Genomic DNA, 14,268 nt, shown 5'->3' on the forward strand with positions numbered 1-14,268 from the left:
CCTAGACCATGCCCTTGAGGGAACGGCGGATGAGTTCTTCGCTGGACAAACCTTCCTCCTGCACGGCGGCCACGGCGCGGCTCGCCTCCTGGGGTTTGAAGCCCAGGGCGATCAGCGCGCTGACCGCATCGGACTCGGCGCTTGAGACTGCGGCAACCCGCATGGGTTCCACCACCAGCGGCGCGATGGAAGGAATATTCTCCCACGCCTTGAAGCGATCCTTCAGCTCCACCAGCAGGCGCTCGGCGGTCTTCTTGCCGACACCGGGAATCTTCACCAGGGTGGAAGTATCCTGCGCCTGTACGCAACGTACCAGCTCATCCACTTCCAGGCCCGACATCAGCGCCAGCGCCAGCTTCGGCCCCACGCCATTGAGGCGGATCAGCTCGCGGAACAGCTCGCGCTCACGCTTCTCGGCAAAACCGTAGAGCAGGTGGGCATCCTCGCGCACCACCAGATGGGTGTGCAGGGTCACCGGCTCGCCCAGGCTCGGCAGGCGGTACAGGGTGGTCATCGGCACTTCCAGCTCATAGCCCACGCCGTTCACGTCGACGATCAGGTGCGGCGGCTGCTTTTCCGCCAGGGTGCCACGCAGGCGTCCAATCACGGGTGTTTGTCCTTGCTCAATGTTTTTCCGGATATCACAGGCGCAGGCGTCCGCCGCGACGGCGGGCGCCCATCAGACCATGCGGCACCAGGCTTTGCCGGGTATGCGCATGGCACAGGGCGATAGCCAGGGCGTCGGAGGCGTCGATCTGTGGCTTCTGCACCAGCTTGAGCAGATGCATGACCATCATCTGCACCTGCTGCTTGTCCGCGCCGCCGGTGCCGGCAATCGCCTGCTTGACCTGGCTGGCGGTGTACTCGGCGATCTGCAATCCCTCTTCCGCCGCCGCGACTATGGCCGCACCGCGCGCCTGCCCCAGCTTCAGCGCCGAATCGGCGTTGCGCGCCATGAACACCTGCTCGATGCCCATCATGGTCGGCTGGTAGGTCTGGATGACCTCACGCACACCACGGAAGACGATCTGCAGGCGCTCGAACAGCTCGCCATTGCCGGTACGGATACAGCCCGAAGCCACGTACTCGCAGCCACGGCCAGTGTCGCGCACCACGCCGAAGCCGGTAATCCGAGAACCTGGGTCGATGCCGAGAATCAGGGTCATGTCCGTTCGATCACACCTAGTCTGCAACGCGCATTTCAGATAACAAAAGCCGGAAGCGGGAGGCGCCGCTGACGACCACTCCCGCTTCCGGCTTCAGCACATCGCCGGTGGTGGGATCAGCCCAGCTGGGCCATCACCTCGTCCGGGATGTCCGCATTCGAATAGACGTTCTGCACGTCGTCCAGGTCTTCGAGCATGTCGATCAGCTTGAGGACCTTCTGCGCGGTGTCCAGGTCCAGGGTCGCCACGGTCGACGGGATCATGGTGATCTCCGCATCCTCGCCCTTGAAGCCCGCTTCGGTCAGTGCTTCGTTGACCGAGATGAAGTCGGCGAAGGTGGTGAACACGTCGATGGAGCCATCGTCGTTGACCACCACGTCGTCGGCGCCGGCTTCCAGCGCGGCATCCATCAGGGCCTCTTCATTCACGCCCGGCGCATAGCTGATCTGCCCCTTGCGCTCGAACATGTAGGCCACCGAACCATCGGTACCCAGGTTGCCGCCGCACTTGCTGAAGGCATGGCGCACTTCGGCCGCGGTGCGGTTGCGGTTGTCGGTCATGGCCTCGACGATGATCGCCACGCCGCTGGGCGCGTAACCTTCGTAGGTCAGCTCAGCCATGTTGTCCGCTTCGCTGGAGCCCACGCCGCGCTGGATGGCGCGGTCGATGGTGTCGCGGGTCATGTTGGCAGTCAGCGCCTTGTCCACGGCCAGGCGCAGGCGCGGGTTGTCCGCCGGCACCCCGCCGCCCTGCTTGGCAGCGACGGTCAGCTCACGAATGAGCTTGGTGAAGATCTTGCCCTTCTTGGCGTCCTGACGTTCCTTGCGGTGCTTGATGTTGGCCCATTTGGAATGACCAGCCATAACTCACTCCGTATCGCTTGTTTGCTTCGCAGGTGGCGCCCGCAGTGCGGGCGCCGCCAGCTATTCGAATCGACTTACTCGGCGGCCTTCTGCTGCTCGCGCAGGCGGATGTTCAGCTCGCGCAGAGCCTTGGCATCCACGGTGCCCGGAGCCTGGGTCATGACGTCGCCAGCGCTCTGGGTTTTCGGGAAGGCAATGACTTCGCGGATCGAGGCCGCGCCGGTCATCAGCATCACCAGACGGTCCAGGCCGAAGGCCAGGCCACCGTGCGGCGGCGCGCCGTACTTCAGAGCGTCCAGCAGGAAGCCGAACTTCTCTTCCTGCTCCGCATCGTCGATGCCCAGCACGCGGAACACCGCCTGCTGCATGGCCTTGTCGTGGATACGGATGGAACCGCCGCCCAGCTCGGTGCCGTTGAGCACCATGTCGTAGGCACGGGACAGCTTGCCGGCCGGGTTGGCCTCCAGCTCTTCCGGGGTGCACTTGGGCGCGGTGAACGGGTGGTGCAGCGAGGTCAGGCTGCCGTCGTCGTTCTCTTCGAACATCGGGAAGTCCACGACCCACATCGGCGCCCACTCCTTGGTGAGCAGGTTGAGGTCATGGCCGACCTTGATGCGCAGCGCGCCCAGGGCGTCGCAGACGATCTTGGCCTTGTCCGCGCCGAAGAACACGATGTCGCCATCGACCGCACCGACGCGATCGAGGATCTCGTTCAGGTTCGGCTCGGCGATGTTCTTCACGATCGGCGACTGCAGGCCTTCCACGCCCTTGGCGCGCTCGTTGACCTTGATGTAGGCCAGGCCCTTGGCGCCGTAGATGCCGACGAACTTGGTGTAGTCGTCGATCTGCTTGCGCGGCATGCTCGCACCGCCGGGAACGCGCAGGGCGGCAACACGGCCCTTCGGATCGTTGGCCGGGCCGGAGAAGACCTTGAACTCGACGTCCTTCAGTTGATCGGCCACGTCGACCAGTTCCAGCGGGATACGCAGGTCAGGCTTGTCCGAACCGTAGCGGCGCATGGCCTCTTCGAACGGCATGTGCGGGAACTCGTCGAACTCGACGTTCAGCACTTCCTTGAACAGCTGGCGAACCATCTTCTCGGTGATCTCGATGATGTCGCTTTCTTCCAGGAAGCTGGTCTCGATGTCGATCTGGGTGAATTCCGGCTGGCGGTCGGCACGCAGGTCTTCGTCGCGGAAGCACTTGGCGATCTGGTAGTAACGGTCGAAGCCGGCCACCATCAGCAGCTGCTTGAACAGCTGGGGCGACTGCGGCAGGGCGAAGAAGTGGCCCGGATAGGTGCGGCTCGGCACCAGGTAGTCACGCGCGCCTTCCGGCGTCGGACGACCGAGGATCGGGGTTTCCACGTCGAGGAAGCCGTTCTCGTCCAGGTAGCGGCGGATGCTACTGGTGATGCGAGCGCGCAGCTTCAGCTTGGCGGCCATCTCCGGACGACGCAGGTCGATGAAGCGGTAGCGCAGGCGGGTTTCCTCGCCCACGTCGGAGTATTCGTCCAGCGGGAACGGCGGGGTTTCCGCCTGGTTCAACACTTCCAGTTCGTGACCCAGCACTTCGATGGCGCCCGAAGCCATGTTCGAGTTGCGCGCGCCTTCGGGGCGCAAACGCACCTTGCCGGTGATCTTCACCACGTACTCGCTGCGCACGCGGTCGGCCTTGGCGAAGGTCTCGACGCGATCCGGGTCGAACACCACCTGGGCCAGACCTTCACGATCACGCACGTCGAGGAAGATCACCCCGCCGTGGTCGCGGCGACGGTGTACCCAACCGCAAAGAGTGACTACCTGGCCGTCCAGGCTCTCGTTCAACTGGCCGCAATAGTGGCTGCGCATCATGGTGTGTTTCGCTTCTCGAAAGTCTTGAATTCTAGGGAACCGCTCATTCGCTGGCGGAGCAGGCGCCGGCACCGCAACCGGTGGCCGGACAGGCCGCTGGGGCATCGCCGGAGGCCAGGTTCTTCTTCGCTCCGGTCTTGAAGTCGGTCTCGTACCAACCGCTGCCGCCCAGGCGGAAGCCCGGAGCCGACAACATCTTCTTCAATTCGGGAGCCTTGCAGGCCGGACAATCGACCAACGGCGCATCGCTGATCTTCTGCAGCGATTCCAGCTGATGCGCGCAGGACTGGCACTGGTACTCGTAAATCGGCATGGAACACCTTGGCTGTGTAACGCCACGGGTCCGCGTCCCGCGGCAAAGAGGCCGATTATAGCCTGAAAAATCCGCAGGTTGCAGCCGGGCTCCGGTGGCGGAAAAGCCTGCCGGGCGCACAGCCTTTTAATAGAAATGCTCAATCGATTGCCTTGATATAGACCAAGAGCTTCGCACCTTCCCCAGTGATAGCCTCGAATCCAGCGTTTTAAATCATTCATGCCCGATGAGGAGATCGCCATGGACATCGATATCGGAATCGCCAAAGAAGATCGCGCCGCCATCGCCGACGGCCTGTCCCGCCTGCTGGCCGACACCTACACGCTGTACCTGAAGACCCACAACTTCCACTGGAACGTCACCGGGCCGATGTTCAACACCCTGCACCTGATGTTCGAAGGGCAGTACAACGAACTGGCGCTGGCCGTGGACAGCATTGCCGAGCGCATCCGCGCCCTGGGCTTCCCGGCGCCCGGCACCTACGCCGCCTACGCCCGCCTGTCCTCGATCAAGGAAGAAGAAGGCGTACCGGACGCCCAGGAAATGATCCGCCTGCTGGTGCAGGGCCAGGAAGCAGTGGTGCGTACCGCCCGCAGCATCTTCCCACTGGCCGACAAGGTGGCGGACGAGCCCACCGCCGACCTGCTGACCCAGCGCATGCAGGTCCACGAAAAGACTGCCTGGATGCTGCGCAGCCTGCTCGCCGAATAACCCCTTCCCTTTATAAGCAGCCGGCCAGAAAGCCGGCTGCCTCCCCCTACGAATGGCCTAAGCGGTTGATTTGAGAAGGCAACTGGATTGCGGTTAAATACCCGCCGTGCGTTTCTCGCATAGGCCGCCCGGCACGCTTTCATTTTTCCTTTCTGGCGTCGCACCTGGGGCTGGCTGCTTCTTTATTTCGTTACCCGCTCAAGGTGAATCCGTAGCCATGTTGAAGATCGTCCATCTCGTGACGGGCGTCGCCGCACTCGTGCTGTCCCTTATCCCGAGTCTGCGTAGTGATGCCCTGCCCTACCTGCAACAGAGCGATGCCATCTACCTGGCCCTGCTCGGTCTGACCAGCCTACTGCTCGCCCCGAGCAGCCAACTGAAACACCCCTCCGCCCTGCAGAGCCTCGCCACCGCCCTGGTCGTGCTGGCCGTGGTCCTGCAGATCCTGATCCTGCTCGCCCCCCTGCCCTTCATCGGCGAACAACCGGCCATCGTGCTGCCGCTGCTCAGCCTGGCCGGCGCCGTTGTCCTGCAATGGATCGCCAGCCTCAACAAACCTAGCACCAGCGTTGCCATCGAAACCTTCGCCGGCGTCGACCGCGAAACTGGCACCGTGAAGTGGTTCAACACCTCCAAGGGCTTCGGCTTCATTTCCCGCGACTCGGGCGAAGACATCTTCGTCCACTTCCGCGCCATCCGCGGCGAGGGCCACCGCATCCTGATCGAAGGGCAGCGCGTGGAGTTCTCCGTCGTCCAGCGTGACAAGGGGTTGCAGGCAGAGGATGTGATTGCTGCGCTGCCTAATCGGCGCTGAATGCTGTGCCCATGAAAAAGCCCGCCGATTGGCGGGCTTTTTCATTTGGAGAGACTGCCCCTCAATAAGAGAAAGGGGACAGATGTATTTTCCGCACTCTAACTCTGACTCAGCGACTAGCTTTAGAGTAGAAAAATAAATCTGTCCCCTTTCCTCTCACTGCACCTGGGTGACCCGGAAGAGAATCCGTTTTGCCAGGTCAGCAGGGCGCTGTTGTTGCTGGCCTCCGATGCACAATCGTTGTATCAGGCTGATCATGAACAGAAGCGAGGGCGGTGATGGTGTGAAATAAAAAACCTGGCAGAAAACGGGGACAGATTTATTTTCGACACTCCAATCCTGACTCCGCGTCCAGCTTTAGAGTAGAAAAATAAATCTGTCCCCTTTTCGCTCCACTCCGTCCCCTTTTGTTACTTTTCTTTTTTCTCAACCCCTTCCAGACTTAAAGTAATTTACTGCAAAAACAGCTCCTAGAAACAAGGCCATTATCCCTCCCCCTCTCAAAGCACTCTCGGCAGCAGACTCCATCACATTCCACAGGTCGAAATCCTGCCCCCTTAAATGCATGAAAAATACTATTGAAACTGTCGACGCTAGAAAAAGTGCCCCACTACATACAAGCACCCACTTAACAAGCATAAAGGCCAACTGAAGAATCTTTGCACTATTCATTTTTTATTCAGAAAAGTACCAGAAAAGGGGACGACCAGAAAATGGCGACCAGAAAACCACCCCGCCAACAAGCGGCGAAAATGGCTTGGACGCTCGGACGGGACACTGTCCCGTTTCGCCTAGTTTTGCATCCCACTATAAGGATCTTCCACACTATCTCTCAACTCTTCTACTGCCTCATGAATTTCCATATACACGTCAGGAGATGTCTGACTGGGGTCAATTTCACTTAGAAATCTAAGAACCCGCCCAAGCCCCAGCCTCGAAACTATAGAAACTATCGTTTCTGCTGACTCGATACATCGGCCATCCCACATTGAAATTAAGGCATCTGCTACTGAAGACCTCACATCATCACTCAGAACGCAATAAGAACTCCATTGCCTATCACTCAACTCTGAAAAAGCCTCAAGTGCGCTCTCTTTGGATAAACTTTCAGACTTTAAACATTTCAGCACATCTAAAAACTCAACCTTTATGTCCTCCACGGGCATGGACTCCGGAAGAGCCTTATAATAACTAGAAGATTTCATCTCTCAAAAATCCACAGGGATATGTGTCAAATTCAAATTCGACCAAAAAGGGGACCGACCAAAAAGGGGACAGACTTATTTTCCGTACTCTAAACCTAACTCCGCGCCTAGTTTTAGAGTAGAAAAATAAGTCTGTCCCCTTTTCGCCCCATTCGCCTACCTTCTTGAAACTTGGACGAAACGGATATATTACCCCCCTCTCACCCGTCCGTAGCCTGAACTATCGGACCGAAAGGGGACAGATTTATTTTACCTACTCTAATTTAGATGGTCTCCCTTGACCACGCCGCTCGATCCGGACGCCGGAAATTCTCTCTACCTCATCAACAAAGCGAGAATTACCAGTCAACTGGCCCCTCTGCAGCGCATCGCGGATGAGTTGATTTTCTTCATCACTACCTAGCTGACCAAGAAAAGCACGATAGCGGTCATGGCGCTCATCTTCAGACTCGGCAAGCGCGTCATAGCATGGATCGCTATCGATCCACATGCAGGAGTCCCCAACGTGCTGGGTATAGCTGGACCATGGATACTCAGCAGCACGCCGAACCAACCTGGCGCGCACAGGGTTCAGCTCTATATAGCGACTGCATGCCAACAAATACGCGTCCGACTGGACCAGGCTGGACTTGAAGCGACTTTCCCATAACGTTCCGCTACGGTGCTCTAAGCGATTTCTGTAACGCGTCATCCGTGCTGAGAGCGTTTTCATCAACTGACTCAAACCGGTAACTGACTCATCCGGTGCAAGAAGCAGATGCACATGGTTGGTCATCAGGCAGTACGCATAAACCTTAACGCCAAACGCATCCTTCAACTCACGTAGGTCAGCGAGATAGCGCTCGTAGTCCTCGCTCTCAACGAACACCACCTGTCGGTTATGGCCCCGTTGAACGACATGGTGTGGGTAGTTAGGCAATATGACACGACCAACCCTAGGCATCGCTCTCTCCATGTGTATTTGGTTTTGGAGAAAGGCTGCCACCTCTAGAGGTACGAAGTCTCCTTCACATCAGCCGAGATTAGAGTAGGAAAAATAAATCTGTCCCCTTTTCGAATTTTCACCGTTGATGGTGGCTTCTTCGAGCCAGACGATGTCGTGGGTCAGGGCCGCGACCTGTTCGGCGCTGAGGCCGACGCCCAGTTGCAGCTGGAGGCTGTCCTTGTAGGCGATGGCGTTGTCCATCAGGTACTTGAACAGGGCTTCGTCGCTGGCCATGCCGTCGATGTAGCGCTGGCCGGTACGGGCGACCACGGCCTGCTGGATCAGGCGCTGTTCGTAGAGGCCGTCGCCGAGGTGTATCCAGGGCGGGGCCGCGCTATATTCAAATTCTTAAAGAACCGGGCACTTGCGAATTAGAGTAGAAAAATAAATCTGTCCCCTTTTCCTTTTCGCTTTCTTGATGACACAACTATTCAGAGAATAGATATTTCTCTCGAACCTGCCTCATGCAGTCAATCATATTCTCCAACCGCTGCCCCTCAAGACCAATCGCTGCCAAATCGTCTGCGCAACAATTATCATACGCACTAGCCAATACCTCCAGCATGTCTTCTGCATAAGGACTTTCTCTAGAAAGTTCCAATCCATAGCACATTCCCTCCTTAAATATTGCTGTCTGCAATACCGCAAAAAACCCTACATCATCAGTCGTGCAAAGAGAGCCCGCTTCATCTTGAACATATGCAAAGGCTTGCTCTGGCCTAAGGTTAATCTGAGATATCGCCTTTTCATAAAGCCGAGAAACTACCGAGCATATCTCCTCCACGGTCAAGTCGAATGACATCTTCATTTCTCCATGGTAAAGATATTTAATTGAATATTAGGGTATCTCTCGCGAAACTGACTAACAATATCACTACAACTTGGGCAGACCATTTTTTCTGAAATCAAATTTATGCGGCCTGATGCCTGCGAATCCGGCCCTAGACGCTGAGCCACAGTTTCCAGGACCAAAAAGGGGACAGATTTATTTTCCGCACTCTAATCCTGACTCCGCGCCCAGCTTTAGAGTAAAAAAATAAATCTGTCCCCTTTCCGCCACTTGCCCAATGACAGTAGACTAGTAAACCCGCCCCTTTATCAATAAAAACTTCAACCTCAGGTTCAGAGACTAAAAACTATCTAGACCTCGCAACAAAATATCCAATTTAAATTCTTTAATCTGTCTTTCATCTAACTCTCTAAACTCCTCATCCAAGCCAGATCCGATAAATAGACCAGCCTCTTTACTGTATGCCGCATATATGGATCCAGAGCTCTCCTCAGGAATAAATATATCTAACTCAGGACTGGACATCTCCGTTCCACACCAAGATACAATTGCACCACCATCTACAAACCATCTAAGAGATTTTTCAATACATGAAATCCAATCAATTTTATCCGGCCACACATTCAGCTTAACTTCAACAGACAGATTGCTCATATTTTCCCCACTCCACTCCCTGGGATTTATATCAACTCCACCATTCCAGATGGCATTGAAACCTGAAAGGTTATCTGCAATTGAACTTGTGTACCCTCGCTGCCAGTAGCCATAAAAGATAAGCCCGCTGACCTCCTCTTGATAAACCTTCCCGCTAGGCTGATCTATGTTACACCAATAAATTCCGAGGCTATTCTTTGTATTCATAATCCAAAATTCTTCATCTGTTGAGGAGACGGCGTAATAGCAGTCACGATATCTCCGGCCGCTATTTTTCCGCGAGCCTCTTTTGCCACAAAAATCACAACATCATTTCCATTAATACTCCGATAGAATCCTTTCACCCGTTGACCACCTTGCACCATGACGTGATCAAATGTTTTCATCGGATTTGTTAGGATCACTTCACCTATTTCTTGGAATGCTTCGCGAGCAGCTTTAGACCCAGAGTTTGCAGTAATTATTCCTGCATCTATTAAGTGTCTCGCAGAATGATCGACGCGACCAACATTGGACAGCGCAACCTTCGCAGCTTCATCAGAAAAGCCTACAACGCCTTTAGCCGCCTTTTCCGCAGCATCTGCCGCAAACTTCTTCTCCAGCGCCTCCAAAGCGTCCTTGGAGATTTTCCCGGTAACCTTCTCAACTGCTGCAGCTTTCCCTCCGGGCGTCGGGGAAAGCAAGTCGACCAGTAGTGCCGCTCCATTTTCCCAATCCGAGGGCTCGAACAGAGTATCTCTCAAGGTTGCTGGCGAAAACTCAGCGCCAAGGAAGGCCGCGATCTTGGGATCAAGGTCAGCAACCGTTCTTGCTTCCCCACTAGCAATACGATTGAGCTCGTACAATACAGCTTCGGGCTCTACACCCTCATATTTACCTTGCGCATGTAAGGCATCTAACCCTTGCTCCAGGCGCTGGTAGGCCTCTCTATGCACTTGCTGGTTGTAAGCGGTAGCATTCTTCGCAATTTCCGCGCCTTTGCCTACGTCGCCATTCACCGCTGCCGCAGCCAGTACGCCAACGATTTGCGACTCCATCAGCTCGAACTTCGGATCGCCCTTAGCCCAGCCATGTAGCACGTTGGCCAGGGCCTCATTGACCCCGGCGGCCATGGCGCCGGTCTTGAAATCGCTGCCGGTTGCTTCGGCGAGCAGGCCTCCCATCAAGGCATGGGCAACGATTTTCTGCAGGCTGCCGTCCCGATAAACAGTGCCGCCATACTGCCCCGCCGCCCAATCCCCCACACCATTGAACCCGACTGCCATACCCAGGTTGCCGGCCTGAGTACTAAAGGCATCCATCAGGTTATCGGCGAAGCTGCCGCCGAACGCTGCTTGCTGCATGACTGCCTGGGACAACGCTTGAGCACTGTTATAGGCCGCAAAGGCACCAATGCCTTTCTCGCCAGCCCAAGTACTAAGGTCGAATCCCTTGGTGACTTGGTTGGCGGTGTCTGTGGAGACCTTGAAGTAACTATCCAGCTTCGGCGAGATGACGTATTCACCAACACCCGCCATCGCATAGCTCTTGAGAGCATCGGATGTGGTGGCGTATTCAAGGCCTTGCCCGATATCGCCACCATTGTTGATGGTTCCAACCGCGAGGTTGCTGGCCATGGCGCCATACAGCGGCCCAAGGAAGTAAGAGGCGACGATGGCAATGATGAGCTGCGGCGCGGCACCCAGCCCCGAGTTGCTGTACTTGTACGAGTCGTGAATCTCCTTCACCGCCCGCCAATCCACATCCCCGCGCGCCTCGGCTTCCTTCAGCCAAGCCAGCCCCGGATCGGCCTGCACCATCGCATCGATGGCCTGGCTGACCGACTTCTGGTCGATGTGCTTGTAGTCGATCTTCAGCCCATCCACCGCCTTAATGGCGATGTTGCCCTGGGCGATCATCTGGGTCTGGCGCAGCGTCTCGTCGGTCTTGCCTTCGCCCTTGGAGCTGGTCCAGGCGAGGTCGCTGTCGCTCTTGGCGTGGCTTTCCTGGTGCAGGTCCTTGACCGCTTCGAAGGTGACTTCGCCGCCGCTGAGGATGGCGATGTCGTTGCCCGCGTCGAGCTTGGCGCCCTGGTATTTCTGGTCGCCGCCGCTGAGCAGGGTGATGTCGGAGCCGGCGCTGATTTCGCTGCCCACGGCGCGGACGTCGGTGACTTCGTCGCGCTGGGTCTTCTTCTTGCCCCAGCCGCCCTTCTCTTCCATGTCGTACAGCGAGTAGTCGCTGTCGTTGGCGGCGAGCAGTTCGATCTTGTCGCCGGCGACCAGGTAGGCCTCGTTGCCGGCGCCGATCTTGCTGCTGACGAGGGTGAGGTTTTCACCCGCGCTGATCAGGACGTCGCCACCAGCGGTGACTTCGGTGGCCTGCTGGCTGACGTGGTCTTCCTGGGTGGTGACTTTCTTGCCGCCGCCCTTGTACTGGGCGTCGCTGTGCTCTTCGTTGGCGGCGGAGGCGAGGACGACGTCGCGCCCGGCGCTCATGGCGATGTCGCGCGCGGCGTCGATGCGGCTGGCGACGGCGCTGAGGTCGCGGCCGGCGTTCAGCTCCAGGTTGCCACCCACCTGCACGTCGCTGCCGTGCTGGGTGACGCTGGTGACGTTGCCGGTGACGCGGCGGCTCTGGAAGTCGAAGCTGTCGACCTCCTGCGCGGCTTCCAGGCGCAGGTCGCGCCCGGCGGTGAGGCTGGCATTGCCGCCAGCCTGGAGGACGCTGCCGGCACTGATCAGGTCGCGCCCGGCGGTGATCTCCAGGTCGCCGCGGGCTTCGATTCGGGCGGCGTTGTTGGCGATTTCCTTGTGGATGCGGTGGGCGTCGTTGCTGGCGTCGACCGAGGTGATGCTGCGCTCGTTGATGACGTCGCCGGTCAGCGCGGTGAGGCTGACGTCGCGACCGCTGATGATGCCGCCAGCCGCGTTGCGGATGCTGTCGATGGCGAGCAGGTCGAGGCGGTTGCCGGCTTCGATCAGGCCGCTGTTGTTGAGGTTGGTGGCGCTGGCGGCGAGGTCGCCGCTGGCGCGCAGGGTGCCCTGGTTGGTCAGGTTGCCGCCGCTGATCAGGGACAGGTCGTTGCCCATGATGAGCGCACCGTTGGCCGCCAGGCGCCCCTCGGCCTGGGCGAGGTAGAGCACCGGCACCAGGACTTTTTCACCGTTGATGGTGGCTTCTTCGAGCCAGACGATGTCGTGGGTCAGGGCCGCGACCTGTTCGGCGCTGAGGCCGACGCCCAGTTGCAGCTGGAGGCTGTCCTTGTAGGCGATGGCGTTGTCCATCAGGTACTTGAACAGGGCTTCGTCGCTGGCCATGCCGTCGATGTAGCGCTGGCCGGTGCGGGCAACCACCGCCTGCTGGATCAGGCGCTGCTCGTAGAGGCCGTCGCCGAGGTGTCTCCAGGACGGGGCCTCGCTATATTCGAATTCTTAAAGAACCGGGCACTTGCGAATTAGAGTAGAAAAATAAATCTGTCCCCTTTACGGTACTTTTCGGTCCCGTGCCGAAGCGGGTGGAATGGTTCGAGGCTTGGGATGGATTGCTGAGCGGTTTTTATCTGAGCGGATAATTCTGTCGGTTAGTTGGCGCAGGGGGAAATCAGCTGTCCACGGATCGGAGAATTCGGCTGGCTGGATCATAAGAATTTCCATTTCCCAGGCGGTTTCCGGTAAGAAAGACGGCCGAAAAACCGACGAATGGCTAGTGATGGAGGGAAATTCCCAGCACTTCACCCAAGAAAACCACCCCGCCAATTGACGGGGAAATCAGTTTGGACGCTTGGACGGGACAACACCCGTTTTTGTATTCAATTAAATTTTCTCCAATGCTCCGACCAATTTACTATCACCGCACCCAGCCACTACCAAAAAAAATCCATCTTCCGCGCCATCAAAGCCGCTCCCGTATATGAATAAATTAACCACATCATCAACAGGCTCATCTTCATGATACGTGGTTACAATATCCCCCCCCTCAAACTCGCTAACTTCGCATGCCCTATCTAAAGAGTCGTGTAATTTTTCTGAATTCTCCCCAACACATACAATAAATTTTGCTCCAGCCTGCCAGAGAGACTCATAGATTTTAACAATCTTAATAAAATCGTCAGAAGGAATTTCTCTTGCGCTTAGGAGTACAGCATAAGGACAGCCTTCCATAGAGGAAACATCGCCAATCTCACACTCTCGCACTAGAATAATATTATGACTTATCGAAACTCTTCTCATGACGAAATATCTCCTCTTTTTATCTTTTCTATATTATTTTTAAAAGTTCTAATCTCTGTCTCCAAATGTTCAATGCGCCGCTGCTGTTGTCGCTCAATTACATCAGATGGCAGATTCTCCATCCCCGGACGTATTGTTGGGCTATTTTTGAAGTCCTGAATTTTCTGCTCGTGCTTATCAATTTGTTTCTGTAGTGATCGAATAGCCTTTTCTTGCTGTTGGGTTAATACAACTTCCCCATTGTTCGACTCGTTGTACATATTCCCAGGCGCCGGCAACTCACTCACCGGGAACCCAGTATTCCCTCCCTCCATCTGAGGAATCTGGTCTCCGCCAGTGTGAGTGGGCAACTCCACCTTTCCATCTGCCCCATAGCCCGAGGTAGCTGGCGTCGAGGTGTCCTTGTCCGCCACCGGGAAGATGAACCTGCCGAAATCACCCTTGTGGATCGGGAAGCCTTCAGTTCCCAGCAGGTCCGTCAGGTTCTCGATATTGCGCTTCTGAGCCTCCGGCAAGGAAGCCAAAACGTCGGCGACCTTCTGCTGATACTCCGGATTAGTGGAGACCAGAACTCCGCCTGCTGCCAAGGCGATCAGCGCCACCGCCCCGATTTCGAGAGCAGCCATGTTCTGGCTACCCGGCGGGGTTCGGCTGCTCTGAATCTGCTGAATGCGACGGCGAAAGGGGTCAGATTTATTTTCCG

The 14,268-nt window shown here is 56.9% G+C and carries 14 protein-coding genes and 3 pseudogenes; 3 read left to right on the top strand and 14 right to left on the bottom strand.

All coding sequences use genetic code 11. From position 1 onward, the window contains the following. Nucleotide 1: 1 nt before the first annotated feature. The 5 genes from ruvA to ACNFH5_RS09915 all read right to left on the bottom strand — a co-directional run bounded on the left by ruvA (nucleotide 2) and on the right by ACNFH5_RS09915 (nucleotide 4,195). A complete protein-coding gene (gene ruvA, locus ACNFH5_RS09895) occupies nucleotides 2–607 on the bottom strand; it encodes a Holliday junction branch migration protein RuvA (RefSeq protein WP_024763366.1) in 606 nt (201 codons plus the stop codon). A 34-nt stretch (nucleotides 608–641) separates the two neighbouring features. After that, nucleotides 642–1,166 (bottom strand): crossover junction endodeoxyribonuclease RuvC, encoded by a 525-nt coding sequence (ruvC, locus tag ACNFH5_RS09900; protein WP_024763365.1) that lies wholly within the window; start codon nucleotides 1,164–1,166, stop codon nucleotides 642–644. A gap of 116 nt (nucleotides 1,167–1,282) precedes the next feature. Then, a complete protein-coding gene (locus ACNFH5_RS09905; protein ID WP_024763364.1) occupies nucleotides 1,283–2,029 on the bottom strand; it encodes a YebC/PmpR family DNA-binding transcriptional regulator in 747 nt (248 codons plus the stop codon). 74 nt (nucleotides 2,030–2,103) lie between these two features. After that, on the bottom strand, nucleotides 2,104–3,882 hold the full coding sequence (gene aspS, locus ACNFH5_RS09910; RefSeq protein WP_024763363.1) for an aspartate--tRNA ligase: 1,779 nt from the start codon (nucleotides 3,880–3,882) through the stop codon (nucleotides 2,104–2,106). 43 nt (nucleotides 3,883–3,925) lie between these two features. Next, nucleotides 3,926–4,195, bottom strand: coding sequence for an FmdB family zinc ribbon protein (locus ACNFH5_RS09915; RefSeq protein ID WP_017522110.1), 270 nt, complete (start codon nucleotides 4,193–4,195; stop codon nucleotides 3,926–3,928). Nucleotides 4,196–4,435: 240 nt separating this feature from the next. On the opposite strand from ACNFH5_RS09915, the gene ACNFH5_RS09920 reads away from it, so the two are divergent. The 3 genes and pseudogenes from ACNFH5_RS09920 (at nucleotide 4,436) to ACNFH5_RS09930 (ending at nucleotide 5,720) form a co-directional block, all read left to right on the top strand. Then, the gene (locus tag ACNFH5_RS09920) at nucleotides 4,436–4,906 is read left to right on the top strand and encodes a Dps family protein (protein ID WP_024763362.1); all 471 of its coding nucleotides are present in this window, start codon (nucleotides 4,436–4,438) and stop codon (nucleotides 4,904–4,906) included. Nucleotides 4,907–5,123: 217 nt separating this feature from the next. Then, nucleotides 5,124–5,435: pseudogene (locus tag ACNFH5_RS09925) on the top strand (cold shock domain-containing protein membrane protein); the annotation flags it as partial. Nucleotides 5,436–5,480: 45 nt separating this feature from the next. Continuing rightward, nucleotides 5,481–5,720 carry a cold-shock protein gene (locus ACNFH5_RS09930; protein ID WP_192430913.1) on the top strand — a complete coding sequence of 80 codons (240 nt, stop codon included), beginning with the start codon at nucleotides 5,481–5,483 and terminating at the stop codon, nucleotides 5,718–5,720. A gap of 791 nt (nucleotides 5,721–6,511) precedes the next feature. Here ACNFH5_RS09930 and ACNFH5_RS09935 read toward each other — a convergent pair. The 9 genes and pseudogenes from ACNFH5_RS09935 to ACNFH5_RS09975 all read right to left on the bottom strand — a co-directional run bounded on the left by ACNFH5_RS09935 (nucleotide 6,512) and on the right by ACNFH5_RS09975 (nucleotide 14,191). Beyond that, on the bottom strand, nucleotides 6,512–6,925 hold the full coding sequence (locus ACNFH5_RS09935) for a hypothetical protein (RefSeq protein WP_416745519.1): 414 nt from the start codon (nucleotides 6,923–6,925) through the stop codon (nucleotides 6,512–6,514). 253 nt (nucleotides 6,926–7,178) lie between these two features. Continuing rightward, the gene (locus ACNFH5_RS09940) at nucleotides 7,179–7,868 is read right to left on the bottom strand and encodes a transposase (protein ID WP_226045455.1); all 690 of its coding nucleotides are present in this window, start codon (nucleotides 7,866–7,868) and stop codon (nucleotides 7,179–7,181) included. Nucleotides 7,869–7,955: 87 nt separating this feature from the next. Further along, nucleotides 7,956–8,222: pseudogene (locus tag ACNFH5_RS09945) on the bottom strand (hypothetical protein); the annotation flags it as partial. A 115-nt stretch (nucleotides 8,223–8,337) separates the two neighbouring features. Next, a complete protein-coding gene (locus ACNFH5_RS09950; RefSeq protein ID WP_226045459.1) occupies nucleotides 8,338–8,712 on the bottom strand; it encodes a hypothetical protein in 375 nt (124 codons plus the stop codon). A 2-nt stretch (nucleotides 8,713–8,714) separates the two neighbouring features. Beyond that, nucleotides 8,715–8,882, bottom strand: a complete 168-nt coding sequence (locus ACNFH5_RS09955) for a deaminase domain-containing protein (protein WP_416745522.1) — start codon at nucleotides 8,880–8,882, stop codon at nucleotides 8,715–8,717. A gap of 157 nt (nucleotides 8,883–9,039) precedes the next feature. Further along, nucleotides 9,040–9,561, bottom strand: a complete 522-nt coding sequence (locus ACNFH5_RS09960; protein WP_226045461.1) for a hypothetical protein — start codon at nucleotides 9,559–9,561, stop codon at nucleotides 9,040–9,042. 866 nt (nucleotides 9,562–10,427) lie between these two features. Beyond that, nucleotides 10,428–12,743: pseudogene (locus ACNFH5_RS09965) on the bottom strand (hemagglutinin repeat-containing protein); the annotation flags it as partial. A gap of 405 nt (nucleotides 12,744–13,148) precedes the next feature. Further along, nucleotides 13,149–13,565, bottom strand: coding sequence for a hypothetical protein (locus ACNFH5_RS09970; protein WP_416745524.1), 417 nt, complete (start codon nucleotides 13,563–13,565; stop codon nucleotides 13,149–13,151). Beyond that, nucleotides 13,562–14,191, bottom strand: coding sequence for a hypothetical protein (locus tag ACNFH5_RS09975; protein ID WP_416745526.1), 630 nt, complete (start codon nucleotides 14,189–14,191; stop codon nucleotides 13,562–13,564). Before ACNFH5_RS09975 ends, ACNFH5_RS09970 begins: the two co-directional genes overlap by 4 nt. Nucleotides 14,192–14,268: the final 77 nt, after the last annotated feature.

The organism is Pseudomonas sp. NY15435 (assembly GCF_048068295.1).
In the GTDB taxonomy this organism is placed as follows: domain Bacteria; phylum Pseudomonadota; class Gammaproteobacteria; order Pseudomonadales; family Pseudomonadaceae; genus Pseudomonas.

Bases quoted from the DNA above. Each gene is read 5' to 3' on its own strand.
- ruvC (WP_024763365.1), bottom strand. From the start codon at position 1,166: ATGACCCTGATTCTCGGCATCGACCCAGGTTCTCGGATTACCGGCTTC.
- ACNFH5_RS09905 (WP_024763364.1), bottom strand. From the start codon at position 2,029: ATGGCTGGTCATTCCAAATGGGCCAACATCAAGCACCGCAAGGAACGT.
- aspS (WP_024763363.1), bottom strand. From the start codon at position 3,882: ATGATGCGCAGCCACTATTGCGGCCAGTTGAACGAGAGCCTGGACGGC.
- ACNFH5_RS09915 (WP_017522110.1), bottom strand. From the start codon at position 4,195: ATGCCGATTTACGAGTACCAGTGCCAGTCCTGCGCGCATCAGCTGGAA.
- ACNFH5_RS09920 (WP_024763362.1), top strand. From the start codon at position 4,436: ATGGACATCGATATCGGAATCGCCAAAGAAGATCGCGCCGCCATCGCC.
- ACNFH5_RS09935 (WP_416745519.1), bottom strand. From the start codon at position 6,925: ATGAAATCTTCTAGTTATTATAAGGCTCTTCCGGAGTCCATGCCCGTG.
- ACNFH5_RS09940 (WP_226045455.1), bottom strand. From the start codon at position 7,868: ATGCCTAGGGTTGGTCGTGTCATATTGCCTAACTACCCACACCATGTC.
- ACNFH5_RS09950 (WP_226045459.1), bottom strand. From the start codon at position 8,712: ATGTCATTCGACTTGACCGTGGAGGAGATATGCTCGGTAGTTTCTCGG.
- ACNFH5_RS09960 (WP_226045461.1), bottom strand. From the start codon at position 9,561: ATGAATACAAAGAATAGCCTCGGAATTTATTGGTGTAACATAGATCAG.
- ACNFH5_RS09970 (WP_416745524.1), bottom strand. From the start codon at position 13,565: ATGAGAAGAGTTTCGATAAGTCATAATATTATTCTAGTGCGAGAGTGT.
- ACNFH5_RS09975 (WP_416745526.1), bottom strand. From the start codon at position 14,191: ATGGCTGCTCTCGAAATCGGGGCGGTGGCGCTGATCGCCTTGGCAGCA.